The organism is Candidatus Clostridium stratigraminis (assembly GCF_045310675.1).
GTDB classification, from domain to species: domain Bacteria; phylum Bacillota; class Clostridia; order Clostridiales; family Clostridiaceae; genus Clostridium_AT; species Clostridium_AT stratigraminis.
In genome coordinates this window covers 572,291-596,883 of the sequence record NZ_JBJHZZ010000001.1, presented here as the reverse complement: position 1 = coordinate 596,883, position 24,593 = coordinate 572,291, and the positions used below count along the sequence as shown (strand labels likewise).

Here is a 24,593-nt window from a genome sequence, read left to right as displayed (position 1 = left end):
TCTTAAAGATATTATACATAAAATATATACAAAATTCAAACAATTTTATACAAATTAATTAATTTAATTAATTATATGGACTTCTATGTTACTTTTTTACTGAAGGATTTATTCCCTGCAAGGTCTTCAAATTATGATCTAAAATTTCTAAATATTTAATGTCATCCTTGTAGCTTATTATATTTACTGTTTTTAGTTTAAATTCGCTTATTAACTGCGCCTGTGAAGTTAGCTTGCTATTCTCATCATATAAAAAGACAATGTTATTAGAATTATTAAAGCCTTTGATTTTATCGTAAATTGCTTTATTATCATTTTCATTATTACTTATATTACCTTCTGTAAGGTTATGTACCTTTAAAACTTTAAATCCATAATATTTAACGAAATAATCTAAGCTGTCACCTTCCACCACAAAAGTAAAATCTTTTAAAGAATCTGCTGCATCTTTTAACTTTTCTTGATAAGCTTCCACATCATTAATGTTTTTAGAAAAATTATTTTCATAATAATCTCTATCCTTAGTGTCTTTATCCTCAATGGCATTTTTTATATTAAGCATTGCAATTTTATAATTATCTATGTTCATCCAATAGTATGGATTATCCTTAATAACAGTATTTTGATATTTTACTTCACTGTCATAGCCAATAAGCTTTACGCCCCTAGATATGTCAATTGGTCCAACCTTGGTTTTGCTTAACTTATCAACAAAACTCGAACTCCAAGGTTCAAAACTTGAGCCCCAATAAAAAAACAAATCTTTTTTACTTATATTATTAATGCTGTCATCGGTAAAATTAAAGTTCCATAGTCTATCTTTAGAGGAAAACATATAAGAAACACAGTGCCTGTCCTGTACAATATCCTTTACCATATTATACAATAATTTATTTGTTGTTATTATATTTAAGCTAACCACTTTGTTTGTGTCTACTTCCACATTTGGTTTTGATTGAGTTTCAGGTATGTTCTTGCTACAAGCAGTAAAAAGGAAAATTATAGTTATGAGAAGGGTATAAATGCTTTTTTTCACGCCTCTTCCTCCTTTCAGTGGTCACACTGAGTAGTTTAATACTACTCGCTCCTGCTCGATACACTGGCTAGTCTAGCTTACCGATTACTCATCGGTAGACTGCCCGTATAAGCCCATCTAGGTTTTTAATCTTTTAATTACTTTATATTACCACCTATTATTTTACATAAAATAGTCTAAATATGCAAATTAAATGGTTAATTCAATAATAAATTTGTCTTTTTTTTATTATTGTTTTATTATAAAATATAATGCATGAAAGTTCTTATTGTTTAGGAGTGATATTTGTGGACTTTATCATTGACAGTGTGGAAAAAACCTTTGCATTAGGGAAACAAGTTGGAGAGTTTGCAAGACCTGGAGATGTTATTTGTTTGATTGGAGACTTGGGAACGGGTAAAACCCATATAACTAAAGGAATTGCAGCAGGACTTGCAATTAGTGACGATATAACTAGTCCAACCTTCACTATTGTAAATGAATACTCAGGAAGATTAAAACTAAATCATTTTGACGTATATAGAGTAAGTGATCCTGATGAAATATATGCTATAGGATTTGATGAATATATATTTTCAGATAGTGTAAGCGTAATAGAATGGGCTAATTATATTGAGGAGCTTATTCCTGAGGAACATATTAGAATAATAATTAATAAGCTTCCATTTCAAGGCGAGAACTTTAGAAAAATTACAATAGAAGGATATGGAGATAGATATAATTACATAAAGGAGATACATATATGAAAATACTTAGTATAGATTCTGCAACGGAATGTGCAAGTTGTGCAGTTATTGATGAAAATAAATTAATAGGTGAAATTAGTTTAAATTATAAAAAGCAGCATTCGGTTATATTGATGCCTATGGTTGACAGTCTGTTAAAATCCCTTGAATTTACTATAAAAGATATAGATGGATTTGTAGTAAGTAAAGGTCCTGGCTCTTTTACTGGACTCAGGATTGGTATATCAATGATTAAAGGTTTAAGCCAAGGTACTAATAAACCCTTTGTTTCGGTTTCTTCACTAGATGCCCTAGCTTATAACATGTCATATACAGGAGGCATTATCTGTCCTATACTTGATGCTTTACGTGATAATGTCTATACTGCTCTATATTCCTTTAAGAATGATAAATTGATTAAACTGACAGATTATATGGCTCTTCATATTGATGAGTTAATCGAAATGTTAAAGCAGTATGACTGCTCGGTTACCTTTTTAGGAGACGCTGCCATGAAATTTAAAAGTAAATTACTAAAAAGTTTTGATAAAAATCATTTTGCACCTAATCATCTTAACTTAGTTAAAGCTTCTTCTTTAGGTGAACTAGGCTTAAATATGCTATCTTCTGGAATTAGGGATGAACTTTTCAGTACTTCTCCAATTTATATAAGAAAACCACAAGCTGTAAGGGAATATGAAAAACGGACTGGACTTGATATCAATGGATAATATTACTATATTACCTTTTGCTCCAGAGTATGTTGAAGGTGTTTTTACAATAAGCAAGTTGAGTTTTAGAACCCCTTGGTCAAGAGAATCAATGGAAAAAGAAATTAATAATGAAGTAGCACGATATGTTGTAGCTATAAAGGATAATATGGTCATTGGTTATGGAGGCGCCTGGCTTATCTTAGATGAAGGTCAGATAACAAATATAGCCGTACACCCTGAATTCAGGGGCTTAGGTATCAGCCATTTACTACTAGATGCACTTATTGAGGTATGTGCTTTAGAAGACATTACTGCTATGACTTTGGAAGTAAGAAAATCAAACACTACTGCTCAAAACCTATATAAAAAGCATGGTTTTGTAGAAGAAGGTGTTAGAAAAAATTACTACTTAGATCCCTTAGAAGATGGTATTATTATGTGGAAGCATAATATAACAAAAGAAAATGCAGGGTTTTGATACCCTGCATTTTTAACTACTGTTCTTTTTTCATAGTCAATGATATTCTCTTTCTTTTTTCATCTACCTCAAGAACTCTTACTTCTACTATATCTCCTACCTTAACTACATCTAAGGGATGTTTTACAAATCTATGTGCTAATTGACTTTTATGAACTAATCCATCTTGATGTACGCCAATATCTACAAAGGCTCCAAAGTCAGCTACATTTCTTACTGTTCCCATAAGCAGCATACCTGGTTTAAGATGTTTTATATCAATTACACCTGTTTTAAAAATTGGCTTTGGAAGTTCTTCTCTAGGATCTCTTCCAGGCTTCTTAATTTCTTTAATTATATCTTTTAAGGTTGGTTCTCCTATTTCTAATTTCACTGCTAAAGCTTTTAAACCTTCTTTAGATACTTTATTATCTATATCAATTAATTTCCCATTTTTTAAATCTGAAATAGAATAATCAAGTATATTTAAAAGCTCTTTACATGCTTTGTATGACTCTGGGTGTACAGAAGTGTTATCAAGAGGTTCACTGCTTTCCATAACTCTTAAAAAGCCTGCACATTGCTCGAAGGCCTTGTCTCCAAGTCTTTTAACCTTCAAAAGCTCTTTTCTGCTTTTAAACTTACCATTTTCTTCTCTATAGGCTACTATATTTTGAGCTATTGCAGAATTAATTCCTGAAATATAAGATAGCAGAGCTGGTGTTGCAATGTTTAAGTCCACTCCAACACTGTTTACACAATCTTCAACTACTCCTCTTAAAGATTCATCAAGTTTTTTAGGTGTAACATCATGCTGATACTGCCCAACGCCAATGGCTTTAGGATCAATTTTAACCAGTTCTGCAAGTGGGTCTTGTAGTCTTCTTGATATTGAAATTGCTCCTCTTATGGATACATTGACATCAGGATATTCCTTTGAAGCAAGCTCAGAAGCTGAATATACTGAAGCACCAGCTTCACTGACAACTACATAATAAAGCTCTATGCCCTTCTCTTCCATTACTTCCTTTATAAGTCTTGCTAAGACCTCTTCTGATTCCCTGCTGGCAGTACCATTGCCAAGTGAAATTACCTCTACCTTGTATTTATAAACCAAATTCTTAAGAATTTTAATAGAGCCTTCAATGTCATTTTGCGGTGCAGTACAATAAACAGTTGCTTGATCTAAAAATTTACCTGTATCATCTAAAACTGCAATTTTGCAGCCTGTTCTAAAACCAGGATCAAAGCCTAATACTACCTTTCCTTTAATGGGAGATAGCATTAATAGTGCCTTTAAATTAGCTTTAAATATATCTATAGCACCATTTTCACCAATTTCCGTTAAATCTGACCTTACTTCTCTTTCAATGGAAGGATAAATAAGTCTTTTAACAGCATCTCTTACTGCATCTTCTATGTAAAAATCAGTGATATTATTTTTTTTAAGGCATTTTGAATTTAAATATTGAATTATTTTTTCATTATCAACTGTTATTTTAACTGATAATATTTTTTCTTTTTCACCTCTGTTTATAGCAAGAATTCTATGAGAAGGGATAGATTTTACAGCTTCCTTATAATCATAATACATTTCATAGGGAGTAGGTTCCTCTGAGCTCCCGTTTGTTTCTACTAAACCCTCCCTCTGCAAAAGACTTCTAATCCACTTTCTGTATTCAGCTACATCGGAAATCATTTCACTTATTATATCCATAGCCCCTTGAAGAGCTTCATCCTCTGTATTAACACCCTTTTCTTCACTTATGAATTCTTTTGCAAATTCTTTTATATCACCTTTAAAATCTCCATTAAAAATAACCTCAGCTATAGACTTTAATCCCTTTTCCTCTGCAATGATGGCTCTTGTTCTTTTTTTAGGTTTAAATGGTCTATAAATATCCTCCACTTCTGTTAAGGTTTCTGAGTTTTCTACTGCAATCCTAATTTCTTCTGTTAATTTACCTTGTTCCTCTATTGTCTTTAAAACTGCTTCTTTCCTTTCATCTAAATTTCTAAGATAGGCCAATCTTTCAGATAAATTTCTTAAAATTACATCATCAAGACCACCTGTAACTTCTTTTCTATATCTAGCTATAAAAGGCACAGTATTTCCTGCATCTAATAGTGATATTACGTTTTCTACTTGAAAGGGCTTTATGTTAAATTCCCTTGTAAGTCTATTTTCAATACTATTCATTTATGTTCCTCCAATTTACTTTAAGTCTAGCTATAAATCTGATAGTTTATTACTACTATATAATTTTACAGAAATATATTTTATTAGTCAAAAGTTATATACAAAAAATATATTTCATATTATTTAAGGACAACTATATAAAAGGAGCTTAAATTTGAAAAAATATATTTCATCTTTTTTCCTAATAATATTCTTTATTGTACTATTATACAGCCTAAATATTTATAATCATGTGTATAGCTTTAGTCATGCCGAAGTAAAAGAAAATATAAGCTATCTCTCTTCTGATTATTTTAAGGGCAGATTATCAGGTACAGCTGAAAATTTAGAGGTTTCAGCTTTTATTAAAAATGAATTTAAAAAAAATGAGTTACTTCCCTATGATGGTAATTACTATGATCAGTTTGAAACTAATTATCCTCATCGAATAAACGATATCCCCTATCTTAAAATATACGATAGTAGAGGAAAATTAGTAAAAGAGTATAAATATGGCACGGATTATAAAGAAGAAATGTTAAATTTCAAAAAAAACACAATTAACTTTACAAATAAAAATTCTATAAAGCAGGTTGAAGGAGCACTTCAAGTAACTGTAGGAACAGATAGCTTTGTATTCTTAGTACCGAATAATAATTCTTTAGCTTTTAGGAGCTCCTTCATGGGGTCAGACCCACGTTTTCAAAGTTTATACATAATGGTTACAAAAAACACTCTTGCGGAAATAGAAGCATACATTGATACAAATTATAGAATATCCTGCTATATACCAGTTGATATTAAAAATGCAACTTTAAATAATGTAGTTGGCTTTATTAAGGGTAAAGATCCTAATGCACCTCCTATAATTATATCAGCACATTTTGATCACCTTGGTAGCGATCTTTCTGGAAATATATATAAAGGAGCCTTTGATAATGCTTCTGGTGTCTCATTTTTACTCGAGCTTGTTAAATATGTTAAAACGCTTGGAAAACCAGATAGAAATATTATTTTTGCAGCTTTTAATGCAGAAGAATTTGGTTGTTTAGGTTCTGAGCATTTTGTTCAAAAATATGCAACTTTATTAAAAGGTTCTAAAGCATATAATTTTGATATGATAGGAAGCAGCTCAGTACCTTTAAGTATAATGGGTGGAAGCAAAGATACAAATAAAACTCCTTTTATACATGCAGTAAGTCAAACCTGCATTAAGGAAAAAGTAAATTATAACCTGCTTTTTCAAGATTCAAGTGATCATGAAGCTTTTAGGAAAAATAACATAGATGCTATTACTTTCTGTGATAGTGATTCCTCTAAAATTCACACACCAGAGGATAAAGTTCAATATATAAGTACTTCGGCAATAGATCGCTGCTTTAAAGTAGCCTCCAAGGAAATTCTTAAAAACGGCTTTTCCGGTAATATTTTTTTACTTTATAATAAATATATTCTAATTTTCTCTAGTGTAGGTACCCTATTACTTTTTATTTTACTTATGCTTCAAGCTAGAAAATTTTATATAAAAAAACACTGAATTAGCATCCACTAAGGACACTGAAGTAATTAATTATTATAATTCCTCAGTGTCTTAAGCGTTTTCTGTTATTTCAGTGCTTTTAAAATTACTATAAACTATTCATAAAATTTTTCACTTCTACAGTTCCAATTTTCCATTGCTGCTTTGCTTTAGGTATTCATTAATAAATATATCAATGTCCCCATCCATAACAGCTCCAATATTACCTGCTTCGGCATTTGTTCTATGATCCTTAACCATGGTATATGGCTGAAAAACATAGGATCTAATTTGACTGCCCCAACCTATATCTCTAAGCTCTCCAGTTAAGTCTTCTACTTTTTCTTTATGAGCTCTTTCTTTAAGTTCAATTAGTTTTCCTTTTAACATCTTCATTGCTGTTTCTTTATTGCTATGCTGACTTCTCTCATTTTGACATTGAACAACAATACCTGTAGGTATATGAGTTATTCTGATTGCTGACTCGGTTTTATTTACATATTGACCACCTGCACCGCCAGCTCTATATGTGTCAATTTTTAAATCCTCAGGCCTAATTTCAATATCCTGCTCATCAGTAAGCTCTGGCAACACCTCAACAGAAGCAAAGGAAGTTTGTCTTTTCCCAGCTGAATTAAACGGAGAAATTCTTACAAGCCTATGAATGCCCTTTTCAGCTTTTAAGTAACCATAAGCAAATTCACCTATTACTCTTACTGCTGTGCCTTTAATTCCCGCCTCATCTCCAGGTTCAAAATCTATTGTTTCTATTTTGTAACCTTTATTAATGCACCATCTTGTGTACATTCTTAAAAGCATTTCAGTCCAATCCTGAGCATCAGTTCCTCCTGCTCCTGCATGTAAGTTTAATATTGCATTATCCCTATCATATTCTCCTGAAAGCATTATCTCAATTCTAAGCTTCTCTAAGTCCTTTGAAAGAAGCTTTAATTCACCTATTACTTCGCTTTTAATATTCTCATCCTCATCTAGAGATGATAGTTCAATTAAAACTTTAACATCTTCCAATCTATTCTTTAAAGAATAAAAGTTTTCAATTTTATCCTTAATAAGTTTTGCCTCTTGAGTTATGCCTTGAGCGTTCCTTGAATCATTCCAAAAGTCTAGCTCTTGCATTTTATTTTCAAATTCTTCAAGTTTTTTTTCTAAAGCCTCAATGTCAAAGAGACCCCCTAATTTCATTAAGTTCTTTCTGCAAAGTATCTATAGAATTTACAGCCTCTTCAAATTCAGCAAACATATCTTTCCCTCCAAAACAATTATGCAAGTCTTCCACAGCAATTTTTATATTTCTTTCCTGAACCGCATGGACATAAATCATTTCTTCCAACCTTTTTGTCTTTCTTTATAGGCTGTTTTGGAAGAGAATCGTCTGTGTTAGTTGCAGTCTCTACTGCTACCTTCTCTCTCTCAGGTGCTCTCTCAACTTGAACATGATATAGATATTTAACAGTATCTACCTTTATATTATATATCATTTCATTAAACATTTCGCTTCCTTCAAATTGATAAGCCTGCACTGGATCCTGCTGTTTGTATGCTCTTAAGCCTATGCCTTGTTTTAAATGATCCATATTGTCTATATGATCCATCCACTTAGTATCTACAACTCTAAGAAGAATTACTCTTTCAACTTCTCTCATCTGTTCAGAAGTAAAATTTTCTTCCTTATGTCTGTATATATTCTTTGCAATATCAAGGAATTTATCTTTAATTTCTTGAATTGGCATTTCTTTAAGTTCATCTAAAGTAACTATACCCTTAGGAAGATAAATTTCATCTAAGAAGGCAAGTAATTTCTCTAAATCCCCCTCAAGTTCTTCTTCAACTTCTGTATAATGTGAATCTACTGCTGAAGTAATAACTTCATCAATCATATCTTTAACTTGATCTTCAAGATTTTCTCCTTCTAGAACTTGTGAACGCTGTTTATAGATAATTTCTCTTTGAGTATTCATTACATCATCATAGCCAAGCAAAGTCTTTCTGATGTCAAAGTTATTTCCTTCAACCTTTTTCTGAGCTTTTTCTATAGAACTTGTAACCATTTTACTTTCTATAGCTTCATCTTCCTCAAGACCGAGCTTTTCAACTATACCTTGTAATCTTTCAGATCCAAATATTCTCATTAAGTCGTCTTCAAGAGATACATAGAATCTTGATTCACCTGGGTCTCCTTGACGTCCAGAACGACCTCTAAGCTGATTATCTATACGTCTAGATTCATGTCTTTCAGTACCTATAATCTTTAATCCGCCTACCTCAGTAACTCCTTCTCCAAGCTTAATATCAGTACCACGTCCTGCCATATTTGTAGCTATAGTTACCATATTCATTTCACCTGCATGTGAAACAATTTCAGCCTCCATTTCATGGAACTTGGCATTTAAAACTTGATGAGGAACTCCCTTCTTTTTTAATAGCGCAGATATTACCTCTGATTTTTCAATGCTTACAGTACCTACAAGTACTGGCTGACCCTTAGAGTGAGTTTCAACTATTTCATCAACAATAGCATTAAATTTACCCCTTTCAGATTTATAAACTAAGTCTGAGTGGTCTATTCTTATCATTGGCATATTTGTAGGTATTACAATTACGTCCAATCCATATATTTCCCTGAATTCAGCTTCCTCTGTAAGTGCAGTACCAGTCATACCAGAAAGCTTTGTATACATTCTAAAATAATTCTGGAAGGTAATAGTTGCAAGAGTTTTTGATTCCTTTTGAACTCTAACCCCTTCTTTTGCTTCAATGGCTTGATGAAGACCATCGCTGTATCTTCTTCCTTCCATTAGTCTTCCGGTGAATTCATCAACTATTATGATTTCTCCTTCTTTTACTATATAATCCTTGTCAAGTTTCATATGATAATTAGCTTTAAGTGCTTGAACTACATGATGCTGGATTTCCATATTAGAAGCGTCTGTATAGGTTTCAAGGCCAAAGAATTTTTCTGCCTTTACGACACCATCATCTGTAAGCATTACTGCTCCAGCTTTTTCATCCAAGGTATAATCTTTTTCTTTAGCTAGTGTTTTTACAAACATATCTGCTATTCTATATAATTCAGTAGACTTATCTCCCTCACCAGAAATAATTAGAGGTGTTCTAGCCTCATCAATAAGTATTGAGTCAACTTCATCTACTATTGCAAAATTAAGCTGCCTTTGAACTCTTTCTTCCTTATAAATTACCATATTATCTCTAAGATAATCAAAGCCAAATTCGTTATTTGTACCATAAGTTATATCTGAACCATAGGCTTCTCTTCTTTCATCGTTATTAAGATTATGAAGAATGCAGCCAACACTCAATCCTAAAAATTCATAAACTTTGCCCATCCACTCTTTATCTCTGCTTGCTAGATAATCATTTACAGTAACTATATGCACACCTTTGCCAGAGATAGCATTTAAATAAGCAGGTAAAGTAGCAACTAAGGTCTTTCCTTCACCAGTTTTCATTTCAGATATTCTTCCTTGATGAAGAACAATTCCACCTATAAGCTGTACTCTATAGTGCTTCATTCCAAGAACTCTCCAAGAAGCTTCTCTACATACTGCAAAGGCCTCCGGAAGTAATTCATCTAAGGTTTCACCCTTTAAATATCTATCTTTAAATTCCTGAGTCTTATTTATTAGCTCTTCATCAGTTAAGCCCTGCATAGTCTTTTCTAAGGCTTCTATTTTATCTACTGTTGGAATAATATTTTTTACCTGTCTTTCACTATAGCTGCCAAATATTTTATTAAATACACCCATTTTTCATCCTCACTATCTTAGTTAAATTAGAAATCATTATTTACTTATACTTTATAGATTATACCATCTATTTAATTGCCATTCAACTTTTATGAACAATATTTAAAATAATTTACATAAAATGTATGTATATTTTAAATAAAAAAGAGAGCTCTAAAGCTCCCTTGTATCTTTAAAAATATTAATTACAAAAATTCTGGTTCAATTAATCCATAATTGCCATCTTTTCTCTTATATACTACATTTACTACTCCATCTTCAGCGTTAGAGTATACAAAGAAATCATGTCCTAGAAGTTCCATTTGAAGAACTGCTTCTTCAGAAGACATTGGTTTTACAGCAAATTTTTTAGTTTTTACAATATGTGGATCTCTTACTTCACCTTCGTGATATTCATATGTTGGAATTTCTTTATATTTTAATGGAACATTTGTATGATATTTTCTTTCAAGTCTTGACTTATGTTTAACCATCTGTCTTTCTAATTTATCACTAACAATATCTATTGCAGCATACATATCTGAATTAGCTTCTTCACTTCTTAAAAGTACTCCATTAAATCGTATAGTAACCTCAATGATTTTTCTTGCCTTTTGAACATTTAAAGTAACAAATGCCTCCTGCTCATTTTCAAAGAACTTATCAAGCCTTGAGATTTTCTTCTCAATTGCATTTCTTAATCCTTCAGTAACCTCAACGTTCTTTCCTAATATATTTATCTTCATATAATACAGCCCCTCTCTACCTATATTAGGTGATAATTTACTGGTTTTATAATGTACTTGCATAAAGTTAAATTTATGCTTAGTTTGTAGAATTTATTAATATCATTTTATTACTAAAAGTGAAAAATAACAAGCTTTTTCGATTTAATTTACAAAATATTAAATAAATTAGCATAATTATTACTTAATATTTACTTTTATTTACTTAGTTTATAGTAATTTAATAATTATAATTATGTGTATTATTGAAAATAATATCCCTCAATAGCTTAATAAAAATTTAGTAAAAAATAAAAGCAGCCGCTATAAGCAACTGCCAAAATTAAATTGGAGAATAAATATGGATATTAACCATTTGAATTATATCCATATAATTTATTTCTATACATTAGAGTTCCTATTTTAAAACTTTTTAAGCATAATGCTCATCTTTTGAAGTTATCGTTTTTTAAGCAAATTACAAGGTCTATACTAAATACGATGGCACAAATACATAGCAATTTATTTTTTGTTTTGACTACCACACAATTATCTTTTAATAGACTAGAGCAAGATATCCTTTTTAAATTTATATTTTTTAAATGCTTAATTTATTCAAAAAATAAATATAGCAGCCTTATAAAAGACTGCCACACCGCATTATTAATAGTTATTAAGCTAGCTGACCTGATCTTTGACCCCACACTCACCTGCTGGAATTTTTGCTACCCAGAATCAACCTCTCACTACTAGTTCTCTCGATCTTATCGGCAGGATTTACTTCTAAGCCGCACCATGCTCATTAAAACTTTGTTTAACTTACGTGGATCGTTTTGCCTGCGACTGGCATCGACTTTCAATCACAGACCTAGCTTAACATATTTATTATAACCTACTTTTTGCTACAGTCAATACAGAAACTTTTTCCGCACCACTTTTAAATAATTGCTTGCTACAATGAAAAGCTGTAGCTCCAGTTGTTATAACATCATCAATAAGAATCACTTTTTTATTATCTAAATTATAATTCAATGCTTCAAAGCAATCCAGCATATTTTGCCATCGATCATATCCATCTAGGCCTATTTGATCTTTTGTGTCCTTCTTCTTACGCAATAATTCTTTCATGGGCCTGTTAACACCTTTACTTATATATCTTGCCAAAAATTCACTTTGATTAAAACCTCTTTTTCTATAGGCCTTTTTACTAAGGGGCACATAGGTAATTAAATCAAATTCTATATTATTCTTTTTGACGGTATTAAGCAGCATTTCTCCAAGAAATTCACCTAAAGCAAAATCACTTTTATATTTTAGTCTTCTGATCATTTCCTTAATGCAGGAAGCATAATATGCAGCACTATAGCATTCAATTTTATTTTCTAATTCAAATGCATCATTGCAATACTCAATTTTATCACTGCAGCTTTTGCATAATGGTCCATCAGAAACCAAGTAATCATTACAGATTAAACATGTCTCATTTGTACAGTAAATTACATTTAAAACACTTTCTATTAAATATTCAATAATCCCATTTCCCATGATTCCTTGTTGAAGTATCGAATAATATTTTTAGCCTTATCCATGTCATAAGTTTCATCGTTAGCCAAAAATATAACTTCTGAAGCGCGAAGCTTTTCACTTCTCCCTACCTTTCCACATAAAAAAGTTAACTTCTTATAATCAAAGAACATATCATCAGAAAAATAAACTATAACATCTGCATCGTCTAAGCAAATGCTTCTATCCTTATAGTCATCTGTAACAAGAATGGCTTTCTTAATTCTAGAAAAATTATAAAGTATTTTTTCATCACTCTCTCCATTTATAAAATACATAATGTTTTTACTTAAAATGCTTCTAAAGTTACATAGATAAGAAAACACATTGTGAACCTTTTCAGTATTATTAGGAATATAAATTACAACCTTCCTATCATTTTCAACAGAAAAATTAAGGTAATCATAAATAATAAATGGGATCTCTTTATTTAAATCTATTCTTGTAATAACGTAACGTGGTTCCGATAAAGGTTTTTTATTACTTCTAGTAGGTATAAGTATATCTCTTTGTGCTCTAAATATACCTTCTATTGAAAAACAAATTACTTTTCCTGACTCTTTTACACATTTCATTATAACATCAATAATTTCCAAAGTATTGTATTTAGGAAAGCTATTAATATCATCATAAATTACCAAATCATATTTCTCATCTATAATAGCTGCATTTGTATAGCTAGCAACCGTTAATAGAGTATTAGTTTTATATACATTATTTCTTATGTAGCTATAAGCTCTGAAATCTGTTTGTTTCTTTAAAATATTTAGGAGCTGAACGTTTTCCTCTATTTCTCCAGTAATGTATAAAACTCTCTTCTTAGTTTCAACAAATTTTAAAATAATTTTTACAAATATACTAGGAGAGCTAAATGGAGGTGCAATCACATTCAATACTTTCTCTTTACTGTAGCTAAAGTTTAAAATACTCTCACCTATTCTATTATTAAAACTAGCGAAACTGGAGGTTTTAAAAGTTAACATATCATTTTACCTCAACTAAATCATTCATAAATATATTTTAGAAACTATAGAACATCACTTTCTATTATATCAGCAATTCTCCATTTAAGTGCAGAATATCTTTCAAAGCTTTTATTATTATTTATCATAAAATGTACTGCTTTAATTGAACCAACTAGAACCACTAATTGTTTAGCTCTTGTAATTCCTGTATATAATAGATTTTTATTCATTAAAAGCGGCGGTCCCATGAAACATGGTATTATAATTACCGGAAATTCACTACCTTGACTTTTATGTATGGTTACAGCATAAGCTAAATCTAATTCATCAAAGAACATACTTTCATATATTACTTTCCTTTCATCATCAAAAATTACTGTAATTAAATCATTTTCTATATCTATATTCTCAATATACCCCACATCTCCATTAAACACTCCTAAACCTTCATCTTCTCCTAACCCTGCTACTCTCGTCCATTTGAGTGTATAATTATTTTTTATCTGCATTACTTTATCACCAGTTCTAAAAATAAGCTCTCTAAACTCCTTTTCATCTTTACTTATATGTCTTGGATTTAGAGTATTTTGAAGTACTTTGTTTAGATTTTGAACACCTAGAACTCCTTTTCTCATTGGTGATAGAATTTGAATGTGCTGAAGTTTATTCCATTTAGAATTAAATTTAGGTAATCTTTTGTCTATAAGTCCAACAATTGTATTTAATATTTTACTTTGATCTTCCCCTCTAATAAAATAGAAATCCTTATTTCTCTCATTAAGCAGAGGCATCTCGCTATTATTTATTTTATGTGCATTTACAATAATCATGCTTTCTTTAGCCTGTCTGAAAATTTGTTTTAACCTAACTACCTTTAAACATTTACTTTCAATTATATCCCTAAGAACGTTTCCAGGACCTACAGAAGGAAGTTGATCAACATCACCAACAATAATTAGCCTGGTACCTGGGGCAATTGCCTTAAGCATGTTATTCATCAGCATAATGTCAATCATTGAGGCTTCGTCTATAATTACAACATCACACTCTAAACTTGAAGCTTCATCTTTCACAAATTCTAAGGTATCCTCTTCATTAAAGCCAATTTCTAGAAGCCTGTGAATAGTTTTTGCTTCTCTTCCTGTAGCTTCAGACATTCTTTTTGCTGCTCTGCCAGTTGGGGCAGCCATAAACACCTTCATATTAGCCTTCTCAAAAATATCAATTATACAATTTATAATTGTTGTTTTGCCTGTGCCAGGCCCTCCGGTAATAACCTCTATACCGTTTTCTATTGCACCTTTTATAGCCTCTATTTGAGATGCTTCAAAATCAATATTCCTATCCTTTTCAAATTGCTTTATTTCAAATTCTACATCCGTATTAATAGGTTCATAAGTATCTAAGGCAAGAGTTAATATTTTTTTAGTTACACCAAGTTCCGAATAATAAAAGGGTAACAAAAATACACACTTTTTATCCTCAATAACTTCAACCTTTATCTTCCCTTCAACAGTGCTGTCATATAATACTAATTCTATGTCCTCTTCTTTTATGGTAAGGATATTCTTTCCTTCCTTTAAAAGAAGTTCTAAAGGCATATATGTATTTCCAAGGCTGCAGAATTCATTGATAATATAGTTAATACCACTGCTGATTCTATAGGTAGAATTTAGCTCTACACCTAGACTCCTGGCAATTTTATCTGCAGTTTTAAAGCCTATTCCATTAATTTCTTCTGTTAAAATATATGGGTTTTGCTTAACCACATTTATGGAGTCCTCGCCAAATTTCTTGTAAATTTTAACACATTGACTTGTAGTTACACCATAGGTTTGCAGGAAAACCATTATATTTTTTACTTCTCTTTGTCTTAAATAGGACTCCTTAATAATTTCAAGTTTTTTTTCTCCAATCCCTTCTATTTCTTTAAGACAATCTATATCATTATCCATTAGCTCTAGACTTTTATCTCCAAATTTATCAATTATCTTTCTGGCTGTAACTGGTCCAATACCTGAAATAATTCCAGATGATAGATATTTTTCAATTCCAACTATAGAATTAGGTAATAATTCCTCATAGCCTTCCACCTTAAATTGATCACCAAACTGAGGATGTTTAACCCATATCCCTTGCAGCTTTAGGCTTTGGCCTTCAGTTAAATATGGAATATAACCTACAATTGTATATTTTTCATCTGCATCCTTAATAATAGAAACGACATAGCCATTCTCTTCATTTTTAAATATTATATCCTCAACTACGCCTTGAATTTCTGGCATAAAATCTCTCCTAAACTCTATAAAAATATATAACCTATAATTATAGGATACATTATTGAATTACTTTAAACAACTTTATTTAACTTAATAATTCTGTTGTCTATATTATTGTCCAATAATAATTAATGTAATCTTTAAAATTCAATTCCTCAGCAATAAAAAATCCCTGGCTTATGATAGCCAGAGATTTTTTATTAGTTATTTAACCTTGATGATAAGCTTTTTTCTAGTAAAAATGATATTAATGGAATAATAATCAAAATTATCAGCCCTAGTAAAATAGTATTAGGATTACCCTTATAAATAAGAGCCATCTTATTTATGAAATGAATAAACGAATAAGCTGAAAGCATAGCACTTCCTATAGCTATAACTGCTATCAAAACTAATGCTCTATTAAATAAAACTCTAATTCCTTTTAAAATTGTAATAACTCTTTCTCTCCATTCACTTTTCATAATATTCCTCCTTTTGTGTCGGAACACTGAGTAGTTTAAGACCACTCACTTCCGCTCGCAAACTACTCGTAAAAGTCCATTTAGGACTTTTACCTCTTTTCAGAACATAGCATTATTTAAATTTTTGATAAATATAGTTTTTACAATTAAAATACATATTATTCATGTATTATAGTTATTTGTAATTACATCCTCTTTTAAACAAAAAGTCTTAAACAGAACATAAGACCACTGACTTAGTCAGTAGTCTTATAAAATAACTATAAATATTTTTTTATTTCTTCTACTTTATTATTTTTCTCCCATGGAAGATCAATATCAGTTCTTCCAAAATGGCCATATGAAGCTGTTTGTTTGTATATTGGCCTTCTTAGATCTAAAGCCTTAATTATGGCCGCTGGTCTTAAATCAAATACTTTGTTAATAATATCAATTATTTTATCATCTTTTACTTTTCCTGTACCAAATGTATCAACTTCAATTGAAACTGGTTTTGCAACTCCTATAGCATAGGCAAGCTCAATTTCTAATTTATCAGCAACACCAGCTGCAACCAAATTTTTAGCAACCCATCTAGCTGCATAGGCTGCAGATCTATCAACTTTTGTTGGATCTTTTCCTGAAAATGCTCCGCCACCATGTCTTCCATATCCGCCATAGGTATCTACAATAATTTTTCTGCCAGTAAGTCCTGAGTCACCATTAGGTCCACCAATAACAAATCTGCCAGTTGGATTTACTAAATACTTTGTGTTTTCATCTAAGAGTTCTACTGGAACAACTTTTCTTACAACATGTTCAATTAAGTCTCTTTCGATTTCCTCACGAGTTACTTCTGGATTATGTTGTGTAGATATTACAATAGTATCGATTCTTATAGGCTTGTCATCTTCATATTCTACAGTAACTTGGGTTTTTCCGTCTGGTCTTAAGTATGAAAATGTACCATCCTTTCTAACCTCTGAAAGCTTTCTAGCAAGTCTATGAGCCATTGCAATTGCAAGCGGCATATATTCTGGTGTTTCGTTAGTAGCATAACCAAACATCATACCCTGGTCACCAGCACCTATTGCCCCTATATTTTCTATTTGTCCATTTTTGGCCTCAAGAGCTTTATCAACACCCATAGCTATATCTGTGGATTGTTCATCTATAGAAGTGAGGACTGAACAAGTATCAGCATCGAAACCAAACTTTGCTCTAGTATACCCTATTTCCTCAACTGTTTTTCTTACAACCTTAGGTATATCTACATAACAATTAGTTGATATTTCTCCCATAACTAATACCATGCCTGTAGTAACTGCTGTTTCGCAGGCAACCCTTGCATTTGGATCCTGGGCTAATATAGCGTCTAGTACTGCGTCTGAAATTTGATCACAAACTTTATCTGGATGCCCTTCAGTAACTGATTCTGAAGTAAATAATCTTCTCATTTTATAACTCCTTCCTATATGTTACAAGTATGTTTTAACAAAATAAAGCCTCTTCTACAAGAAGAGGCGTGTTTAACACATCACTTATCTTGCAGATATAACTCTGCTGGAATTGGCACCTTAGTATAGTACTTGGTTGCCGGGTTTCATAGGGCCATTTCCCTCCACCTCTCTTGATAAGAGCTAATAATTTAATTCTAACCTAGAATAACATAGGAAACTAAAACTGTCAATAAATTATTTTAAATTAATAATACATTTTTCATCTTATATTTAATGGATTTCAAGCATATATATTATTGAATAATTTTCATTTTTAATTTTAAACTTTGGCCTAAAACAATTGGGAAAAACATTTTTTGCAAGGAGGGCATATTTTGAGTAAAGTTAGATCCCATTATGATAATCCTTTAGCATATTATGAAATTGCAACCTTTCTAAAAGATTATATTGATGATAATACAATTATAGTTTGTATTGGAACAGATAGATGTATTGGAGATTGTCTTGGTCCCTTAGTAGGTACTCTATTGAAGGATAATTTTTTTCCCTTCCCGGTATTTGGTACCATCTCAGAACCAATTCATGCGCTAAACATTGATAGAAAACTAAATGAAATAAAAAGTATATATCCTAAAGCAAATATTATAGGTATTGATGCTTGTTTGGGAGATACTGAAAGTATTGGTGAGATCCAGGTTAGAGATTATCCTATCCATCCTGGTAAGGGAGTTGGCAAATCGCTTCCTGAGGTTGGCAGAGCCTCTATTATAGGTATAGTTGATTCAAGCGACAGTAATGAATTGTTTACTACAAGAAATATAAGATTGGATTTGATAATGAAGCTTTCAAAGGTAATAACACATGCTATTATTCATTCATATTACCTCTATTCTGGAAATAGAATAAATTTTACCAGTAAATAATAAAAATCAAAATAAAAGCCGCAGTATAAGCATTATCTCATATTTATTATAAAACAGATGCTTTTACGCGGCTAATTTATGTTATATTTTAGAACCGTAAATTTATTTATCAATTAATGAAACATCATAACCATTTGAACTAATATCAATTTTATCTAGATATTCTAGAGCTTTTCCAGTCCCTTTTGCCACACAAGACACAGGTTCCTCAGCAACAAATACTGGTACTTTAGTAACGCTAGCAATAAGTTTATCTAGCCCATTTAGAAGTGATCCTCCACCAGTCATAATTATACCTTTATCTGCAATATCAGCAGCAAGTTCAGGAGGAGTTTTCTCAAGTACAGCATGTGTACAGTCTGCTATACTATTTACTGTATCACTTAGTGCTTCTCTCATTTCTTCTGAAGATACAGTTATATTCTTGGGAAGGCCAGTAATCAGGTCTCTTCCTCTTATTTCCATAGCAACTTCATTTTCTCTTTTAAATGCACATCCAATATTTATCTTCAAGTCTTCTGCTGTTCGTTCTCCAATCATAAGCTTGTGTTTTTTTCGAATATATCTTGCTATTGCTTCATCAAACTTGTCTCCTGCAACTTTAATTGAAGATCTAACTACAATGCCTCCTAAAGAAATAACAGCAACATCTGTTGTTCCTCCGCCAATATCTATAACCATACTTCCGCTTGCTTCAGTTATATCCAAATTAGCTCCTATTGCAGCTGCTAATGGTTCTTCTATTAGAAAAACTTTTTTTGCTCCAGCATTTACCGCTGCATCTCTTACTGCTCTTTTTTCAACCTCAGTTGCCTGGCAGGGAATACATACCATGACCCTTGGTGCAGACATTCTTCTATTTCCACAGGCTTTTCTAATAAAATGTTTAAGCATTGTCTCGGTCACATCGTAATCTGAAATAACTCCATCTCTTAATGGACGAATTGCCACTATATTACCAGGAGTCCTACCAATCATTTGTCTAGCTTCTTCACCCACAGCCTTAACTTTATTATAACTTTTATCAATTGCAACTACAGAAGGTTCTTTAAGTATAACACCCTTTCCTTTTATATAAACAAGTACTGTAGCTGTCCCTAAGTCAATCCCCATATCCATACCAATTCTAAAACACATTCCTATCAACTCTCCTGCTCTTTTGTAATACTTTAAAACAAGTTGTACTAAACTTGAATTATATTAATCTCTAATTCTTATTATAATAGGAATGTTTTTAACCTTCAATAGCTTTATATTTTAACTTAGTAGCTTTTCCACCTCTAATGTGTCTTTCAGCTTTATTGTAATCTAAAATATTTTTAGCTTCATCCGCTATTTGAGGATTTATTTTAGGTAATCTTTCAGTCATATCTTTGTGAATTGTACTTTTACTAACCCCAAAAACCTTGGCTGTTTTTCTTATTGTAGCTTTTGAATCGATAATATAGTTTGCGACTTCAAGAACTCTCTCCTCAATGTAGTCTTTCAAAGTGCTACCTCCTTAACCCTTCTATATTAATAATATGCATTTATATTTCTTTAAATTACTTTCATTAGCCATTTTCCGATATGAATTTCGCAAAATGGCTAATGAAACATCATTAGTTTTGTTTTATTTGCAGATAAGAATTATTCTGCAAATACTAACAAATAGTAACCTTGAAAAATATGATTTATCCTGTAATGCCAAATCCTATTATTTTAAGTGTTACTCTCAATGTAGTAAGTTTATATGTTTCCATTATTTAGAGTCGTATTTTATATGTTTTGCTGGATCAACATATTCCTTACCCTTCATAACTGCAAAGTGTAAGTGACTACCATACTTTTCATAGGATGTTCTAAGGGTTGTGTTTCCAACCTTTCCGATTTTTTCACCCTTCTTAACTGTTTTACCATTTGCTACTGTACTATTAGGATCAAGATTTGCATATATTGTCTTTAACCCATTTTGGTGATTTATAACAACTTGAATACCATAGCCTTCTTTACTCTCGCCTACTTCTTCAACTTTTCCATCTAGGACAGCATAGACATCTTTTCCTAGATCAGCTTTGATATCTAGTCCAAAGTTAGGTCTATAAGTTTCTGTAGTATCTGACCAAACAGGATCTTCTGAATATGCTCTTGCTAAAGTTCCCTCTACAGGTTTTGCAAATTTCGTATCCACAGTACTTACCACTGCAGCTGCTCCATTACTAGGAACGGTAATTCCAGTATTGGTATTTCCTTTTACTTCAAGGGCATTTTGATAGCCATTTTTAGGTAGCTCATCTATTAATGCTGTTTGCTTATCAGCTTCACTTGTTGTTTGTTCATTAGCAACAGGTGGTTTTTTAACTGTTCTTGCATTTTTCGATGTAACTGCTGCTACTGTTGCAACAATACATAAGCATACAAACAGTATTACATAGAAGCCTTCCTTCTTAAAAAAATTTGACGTTTTGCTGAATAATTTTTTGTCCATACAAACACCTCCTTTTTGTAGTTTGTCCAGAGGTTAGTAAAAAATACATATTTTATGAAATTATACTAGAATTTTTTTCCTTACTTTTCGACATTTTTTTCAAAAATAATGAGATGGTCTTCACCATCCCATTGAATTTATATTTATACTTATTTTAAATCTTTTATTTTATCTATCTTTATTCCTTGATAATAATGAGAAAGAATCTCTTGAAAGCTGCTTCCCGCCTTTGCCATAACTTCTGCTCCCCATTGACTCATCCCTACTCCGTGACCATAACCAAAACAGTCGACTTGTATATCTTTAGATATAGTAATTTTAAAATTTGCAGAATTTAAATTAAGCATTGTTCGAAAGTCTGCTCCAGATATTACAGCATTTCCAAGTTTTATTTTTTTTACACTTCCTGCTGAGGTTCTCTCTTCTATAAATATCTGATTTTTAATATTTTTGGAATTAAGCTTTGCCTTAGAATATTTTGAATTAACAATATTAATAAATTCATTAATACTGTATTTATGAGTAGTTTTATAATTACGTGATGCCTCTTCCCCAGGACTTTTCACAGATTTAAGATAAGGCTCACTAGAAGCAAAAACTTCTGCAGCATTTTCAGTTTTTCCACTGCTTACTGCAAAGTAATATGGTTCAAGAACTAGTTTACTATCATAGGTTAATATTTCTCCTTCGGTTTGATTTACTGCATCAGTAATTTTATTCCAATAGCCTATAGCTGAGCTGCTTTTCCATAATTTAAATCTTTCTTCTTTACTCATATATGCTTGACTATTAACAGTATCGCAAATGTCAGCGCCTTTAGCATAGGAGCATTTCCTTCCTCCAAACTGTTCCATATGTGCTAAGGCATAGGTTCTTGCTGCAACTGCTTGGGCCTTAAGAGCTTCTAAATTAAATTCAGCAGGCATCTCTGCAGCCACTACACCCCTTACATATTCCTCAAGATTCATATCCACAACTTTATTTTCCTTTGACAAATAGAGCTTAATAATTGGAGTTTTGTCATCATTTTGTAAAATATCTTCTTTAGTAAGATCATACTTAGATATACCTTCATCGCCTTTACCAAAATTAATACCTTTATTTTCAATTCCAATAATTAATATAGAAAATATAATAAGTAGTAAAATTGAAAAAATAAAAAAAACCACTAACTTTCCAAGTCTTAGAGAAACAAATACTCTTTGCAATGCAATCCCCCTCATTTGTTAAGCTAAGCATTATGCTTTGCCTTTTTCTAAAAGCTTTTATACTATTTTATTTAGCTATTTATAGGAATATTACTTTCTAAGCATAAAAAAAGAGCTGCACTCACAGCCCTTTAAAAATATTTCCTTTCTATATCAGCACCTAAAGCCTTAAGTTTACCTTCGATATCTACATAACCTCTGTCTATATGATAAACATCACTTATTTCCGTTGTTCCCTCTGCTGCTAGGCCAGCAAGTATTAATGCTGCTCCAGCTCTAAGATCAGTAGCTTTTACCTCAGAACCGCTAAATTTTTCTATTCCTTCAATAACTGCAGTTCTACCATCAATTTTTATATTAGCACCCATTCTTTTCAGTTCCTGAACATGCATAAATCTGTTTTCAAATATGGTTTCTGTTACTATACTTGTTCCTTTTAACACACACAAAAGACTCATCATTTGTGCCTGCATATCAGTTGGAAATCCTGGATATGGCATTGTTTTTATATCTACTGGTCTTAAATCTCTATTAGCATCTACAATTATTTCATCTCCGTTTACCTCCATTGAAACACCTATTTCGGTGAGTTTAGCGATTATTGGCTTTATATGTTCTTCATTTATTCCTGAAATTACAATTTTGCTTCTAGTTATAGCCGCAGCTGCCATATAGGTACCAGCTTCTATCCGATCACAAATTGGTTTGTGTACGGTCCCTTTTAAGTTTTTTACTCCTATAATTTTAATTGTATCACTACCTGCACCTATAACTTCGGCTCCCATACTATTTAGAAATTTTGCTAAGTCCTCAATTTCTGGTTCTTCTGCAGAATTTTCAATTATAGTTTCCCCATCAGCAAAAATTGCCGCCATCATAATATTTTCAGTAGCTCCCACTGAAGGAAAATCCAAATAAATTTTGTTACCAATAAGTTTATTTGCCTTAGCCTCAACATAACCGTGGCCAACATTAACCTCTGCGCCTAAGGCAGTAAAGCCCTTTAAATGCAGATCGATTGGTCTTGTTCCTATATTACAGCCTCCTGGAAGAGATATTTTAAACCTTCCAAACTTTGCAATCATAGGTCCCATAATAAGAAAAGATGCTCTCATTTTTCTAACAAGTTCACTTGAAGGCTCACCATATACTAGTTTAGTGGTATCAATAAGGATTCTGTTGCTTTCTTTGTTAATGCTTATTTCAGCTCCCAAGGACCTTAAGGTATCCACTATAACACAAACATCTTCAAGCATAGGTGCATTTTCTATGATACATTTATCACCACTTAAAATGCTTGAAACTATAATAGGCAAAACAGAATTCTTTGCAGCACTTACCTTAACTTTTCCATTAAGCTTACTTCCTCCATTAATGACTATTTTATCCATACAATTCCCCCACTTCTTATTAATAAGCTTCTATAATGATTGGTGTACCGATTATTAAATATGTTCCTGTTCCATAACTGCAGACAGCAAAATTTAAATCTACAAGTTTTCCATTATCCTTTATTGGGATAAATTGCTTTGTATATGCCACAGTACTAGTACCATTTTTTAACTTAACCGTTGAGATATTACTTGTATTTTCTATCATTAACATATTTATAATTTCATTATTTAATTTTTCATTATCCCTTTCCGGAACCTTTGCCTTTAAATACTGAAAATACTTAACATCTTTTTTATTAATAGCTGAATCAATTCTGTTTATTAACTCATCTAGTCTGTTTTCATTATTGGTTCTAACAATATTTAAACTCACAAGATTATAATTATCATAATCCGAATATTCTATGTAGCCATTTACTGCTTCTGATTTAAAATCCACACAGTAATATTTACCATCCTTTGAAATCTTTATATTGCTATCTGATAAATTTAATTTTTTTAATAAATTAAGACAATACTTTTCACCATTTTCATCAATTTCGAAATTTGCTCTGATACCATACTCAACAATACTTCCATTAGCTGATTCGATTATTTTATTGAATATATGAGTATTTTTTTTTGCAATGGATAAATTACTTAAGTTTGACAATGATAAAATAAATAAGAAAACTAATATAATGATTTTGCTTTTCAAAGAGACCCCCTACCTTTCTCTTTTGATTATGGACAAAACCATTAACTTTTATTCCATAAATATACTATTAATATAT

Annotated in this window: 21 protein-coding genes and 1 riboswitch; of the genes, 5 read left to right on the top strand and 16 right to left on the bottom strand. The window is 31.4% G+C overall.

What is annotated here, in order from left to right; translation table 11 throughout:
* Positions 1–88 precede the first annotated feature (88 nt).
* Entirely contained in the window at positions 89–1,036 is a 948-nt protein-coding gene (locus tag ACJDUG_RS02850) for a metal ABC transporter substrate-binding protein (RefSeq protein ID WP_406768369.1), read from the bottom strand.
* A gap of 287 nt (positions 1,037–1,323) precedes the next feature.
* Here ACJDUG_RS02850 and tsaE point away from each other — a divergent pair, with 287 nt between their 5' ends.
* From tsaE to rimI, 3 genes are read left to right on the top strand one after another with little or no spacing between them, the layout of a single operon-like run.
* Positions 1,324–1,782 carry a tRNA (adenosine(37)-N6)-threonylcarbamoyltransferase complex ATPase subunit type 1 TsaE gene (gene tsaE / locus ACJDUG_RS02845; protein WP_406768368.1) on the top strand — a complete coding sequence of 153 codons (459 nt, stop codon included), beginning with the start codon at positions 1,324–1,326 and terminating at the stop codon, positions 1,780–1,782.
* Positions 1,779–2,492 (top strand): tRNA (adenosine(37)-N6)-threonylcarbamoyltransferase complex dimerization subunit type 1 TsaB, encoded by a 714-nt coding sequence (gene tsaB / locus ACJDUG_RS02840; RefSeq protein WP_406768367.1) that lies wholly within the window; start codon positions 1,779–1,781, stop codon positions 2,490–2,492. Before tsaE ends, tsaB begins: the two co-directional genes overlap by 4 nt.
* Positions 2,485–2,952, top strand: a complete 468-nt coding sequence (rimI, locus tag ACJDUG_RS02835; protein ID WP_406768366.1) for a ribosomal protein S18-alanine N-acetyltransferase — start codon at positions 2,485–2,487, stop codon at positions 2,950–2,952. The genes tsaB and rimI overlap by 8 nt, the downstream gene beginning before the upstream one ends.
* A 16-nt stretch (positions 2,953–2,968) precedes the next feature.
* Here the strand turns inward: rimI and ACJDUG_RS02830 are convergent, their stop codons facing one another.
* Positions 2,969–5,131: a Tex family protein gene (locus ACJDUG_RS02830; protein ID WP_406768365.1), complete on the bottom strand. Its 2,163-nt coding sequence runs from the start codon at positions 5,129–5,131 to the stop codon at positions 2,969–2,971.
* 232 nt (positions 5,132–5,363) lie between these two features.
* On the opposite strand from ACJDUG_RS02830, the gene ACJDUG_RS02825 reads away from it, so the two are divergent.
* Positions 5,364–6,647, top strand: a complete 1,284-nt coding sequence (locus tag ACJDUG_RS02825) for a M28 family metallopeptidase (RefSeq protein WP_406768364.1) — start codon at positions 5,364–5,366, stop codon at positions 6,645–6,647.
* A 120-nt stretch (positions 6,648–6,767) separates the two neighbouring features.
* Here the strand turns inward: ACJDUG_RS02825 and prfB are convergent.
* The 8 genes from prfB to metK all read right to left on the bottom strand — a co-directional run bounded on the left by prfB (position 6,768) and on the right by metK (position 17,825).
* Positions 6,768–7,890, bottom strand: a protein-coding gene (prfB, locus tag ACJDUG_RS02820) for a peptide chain release factor 2 (RefSeq protein WP_406768363.1) whose coding sequence is annotated in 2 segments (ribosomal slippage) — positions 6,768–7,811 and positions 7,813–7,890 — 1,122 coding nt in all. Because the reading frame shifts where the segments join, the coding sequence is not laid out codon by codon here.
* Between the two features lie 19 nt (positions 7,891–7,909).
* A complete protein-coding gene (gene secA, locus ACJDUG_RS02815; RefSeq protein WP_406768362.1) occupies positions 7,910–10,414 on the bottom strand; it encodes a preprotein translocase subunit SecA in 2,505 nt (834 codons plus the stop codon).
* A gap of 185 nt (positions 10,415–10,599) precedes the next feature.
* Complete coding sequence (gene hpf, locus ACJDUG_RS02810) at positions 10,600–11,139, bottom strand: ribosome hibernation-promoting factor, HPF/YfiA family (protein WP_406768361.1); 540 nt, start codon at positions 11,137–11,139, stop codon at positions 10,600–10,602.
* Between the two features lie 864 nt (positions 11,140–12,003).
* Positions 12,004–12,663 carry a ComF family protein gene (locus tag ACJDUG_RS02805; protein WP_406768360.1) on the bottom strand — a complete coding sequence of 220 codons (660 nt, stop codon included), beginning with the start codon at positions 12,661–12,663 and terminating at the stop codon, positions 12,004–12,006.
* Entirely contained in the window at positions 12,636–13,664 is a 1,029-nt protein-coding gene (locus ACJDUG_RS02800; RefSeq protein WP_406768359.1) for a hypothetical protein, read from the bottom strand. Before ACJDUG_RS02800 ends, ACJDUG_RS02805 begins: the two co-directional genes overlap by 28 nt.
* Before the next feature lie 44 nt (positions 13,665–13,708).
* The gene (gene recD2, locus ACJDUG_RS02795) at positions 13,709–15,931 is read right to left on the bottom strand and encodes an SF1B family DNA helicase RecD2 (RefSeq protein WP_406768358.1); all 2,223 of its coding nucleotides are present in this window, start codon (positions 15,929–15,931) and stop codon (positions 13,709–13,711) included.
* A gap of 194 nt (positions 15,932–16,125) precedes the next feature.
* The gene (locus ACJDUG_RS02790) at positions 16,126–16,389 is read right to left on the bottom strand and encodes a hypothetical protein (protein ID WP_406768357.1); all 264 of its coding nucleotides are present in this window, start codon (positions 16,387–16,389) and stop codon (positions 16,126–16,128) included.
* Between the two features lie 260 nt (positions 16,390–16,649).
* Complete coding sequence (gene metK, locus ACJDUG_RS02785; RefSeq protein ID WP_406768356.1) at positions 16,650–17,825, bottom strand: methionine adenosyltransferase; 1,176 nt, start codon at positions 17,823–17,825, stop codon at positions 16,650–16,652.
* Between the two features lie 81 nt (positions 17,826–17,906).
* A riboswitch (SAM riboswitch) is annotated at positions 17,907–18,008 on the bottom strand.
* Positions 18,009–18,202: 194 nt separating this feature from the next.
* Here metK and yyaC point away from each other — a divergent pair.
* The gene (yyaC, locus tag ACJDUG_RS02780) at positions 18,203–18,751 is read left to right on the top strand and encodes a spore protease YyaC (RefSeq protein WP_406768355.1); all 549 of its coding nucleotides are present in this window, start codon (positions 18,203–18,205) and stop codon (positions 18,749–18,751) included.
* A 102-nt stretch (positions 18,752–18,853) separates the two neighbouring features.
* On the opposite strand, the gene mreB is transcribed toward yyaC, so the two are convergent.
* The 6 genes from mreB to ACJDUG_RS02750 form a co-directional block, all read right to left on the bottom strand.
* Positions 18,854–19,888, bottom strand: a complete 1,035-nt coding sequence (gene mreB, locus ACJDUG_RS02775; protein ID WP_406768354.1) for a rod shape-determining protein — start codon at positions 19,886–19,888, stop codon at positions 18,854–18,856.
* A 97-nt stretch (positions 19,889–19,985) separates the two neighbouring features.
* Positions 19,986–20,240 carry a sporulation transcriptional regulator SpoIIID gene (spoIIID, locus tag ACJDUG_RS02770; protein WP_406763808.1) on the bottom strand — a complete coding sequence of 85 codons (255 nt, stop codon included), beginning with the start codon at positions 20,238–20,240 and terminating at the stop codon, positions 19,986–19,988.
* 252 nt (positions 20,241–20,492) lie between these two features.
* A complete protein-coding gene (locus ACJDUG_RS02765; RefSeq protein WP_406768353.1) occupies positions 20,493–21,218 on the bottom strand; it encodes a peptidoglycan DD-metalloendopeptidase family protein in 726 nt (241 codons plus the stop codon).
* 149 nt (positions 21,219–21,367) lie between these two features.
* Positions 21,368–22,426: a stage II sporulation protein D gene (gene spoIID / locus ACJDUG_RS02760; RefSeq protein ID WP_406768352.1), complete on the bottom strand. Its 1,059-nt coding sequence runs from the start codon at positions 22,424–22,426 to the stop codon at positions 21,368–21,370.
* Between the two features lie 131 nt (positions 22,427–22,557).
* Positions 22,558–23,817 (bottom strand): UDP-N-acetylglucosamine 1-carboxyvinyltransferase, encoded by a 1,260-nt coding sequence (gene murA / locus ACJDUG_RS02755; protein ID WP_406768351.1) that lies wholly within the window; start codon positions 23,815–23,817, stop codon positions 22,558–22,560.
* A gap of 19 nt (positions 23,818–23,836) precedes the next feature.
* Positions 23,837–24,517, bottom strand: a complete 681-nt coding sequence (locus ACJDUG_RS02750) for a YwmB family TATA-box binding protein (protein ID WP_406768350.1) — start codon at positions 24,515–24,517, stop codon at positions 23,837–23,839.
* Positions 24,518–24,593: the final 76 nt, after the last annotated feature.

Excerpts from the sequence above, each read along its gene's own strand:
- tsaB (WP_406768367.1), top strand. The coding sequence starts at position 1,779 with ATGAAAATACTTAGTATAGATTCTGCAACGGAATGTGCAAGTTGTGCA.
- rimI (WP_406768366.1), top strand. The coding sequence starts at position 2,485 with ATGGATAATATTACTATATTACCTTTTGCTCCAGAGTATGTTGAAGGT.
- ACJDUG_RS02830 (WP_406768365.1), bottom strand. The coding sequence starts at position 5,131 with ATGAATAGTATTGAAAATAGACTTACAAGGGAATTTAACATAAAGCCC.
- secA (WP_406768362.1), bottom strand. The coding sequence starts at position 10,414 with ATGGGTGTATTTAATAAAATATTTGGCAGCTATAGTGAAAGACAGGTA.
- hpf (WP_406768361.1), bottom strand. The coding sequence starts at position 11,139 with ATGAAGATAAATATATTAGGAAAGAACGTTGAGGTTACTGAAGGATTA.
- ACJDUG_RS02805 (WP_406768360.1), bottom strand. The coding sequence starts at position 12,663 with ATGGGAAATGGGATTATTGAATATTTAATAGAAAGTGTTTTAAATGTA.
- ACJDUG_RS02800 (WP_406768359.1), bottom strand. The coding sequence starts at position 13,664 with ATGTTAACTTTTAAAACCTCCAGTTTCGCTAGTTTTAATAATAGAATA.
- recD2 (WP_406768358.1), bottom strand. The coding sequence starts at position 15,931 with ATGCCAGAAATTCAAGGCGTAGTTGAGGATATAATATTTAAAAATGAA.
- ACJDUG_RS02790 (WP_406768357.1), bottom strand. The coding sequence starts at position 16,389 with ATGAAAAGTGAATGGAGAGAAAGAGTTATTACAATTTTAAAAGGAATT.
- metK (WP_406768356.1), bottom strand. The coding sequence starts at position 17,825 with ATGAGAAGATTATTTACTTCAGAATCAGTTACTGAAGGGCATCCAGAT.
- mreB (WP_406768354.1), bottom strand. The coding sequence starts at position 19,888 with ATGTGTTTTAGAATTGGTATGGATATGGGGATTGACTTAGGGACAGCT.
- ACJDUG_RS02765 (WP_406768353.1), bottom strand. The coding sequence starts at position 21,218 with ATGGACAAAAAATTATTCAGCAAAACGTCAAATTTTTTTAAGAAGGAA.
- murA (WP_406768351.1), bottom strand. The coding sequence starts at position 23,817 with ATGGATAAAATAGTCATTAATGGAGGAAGTAAGCTTAATGGAAAAGTT.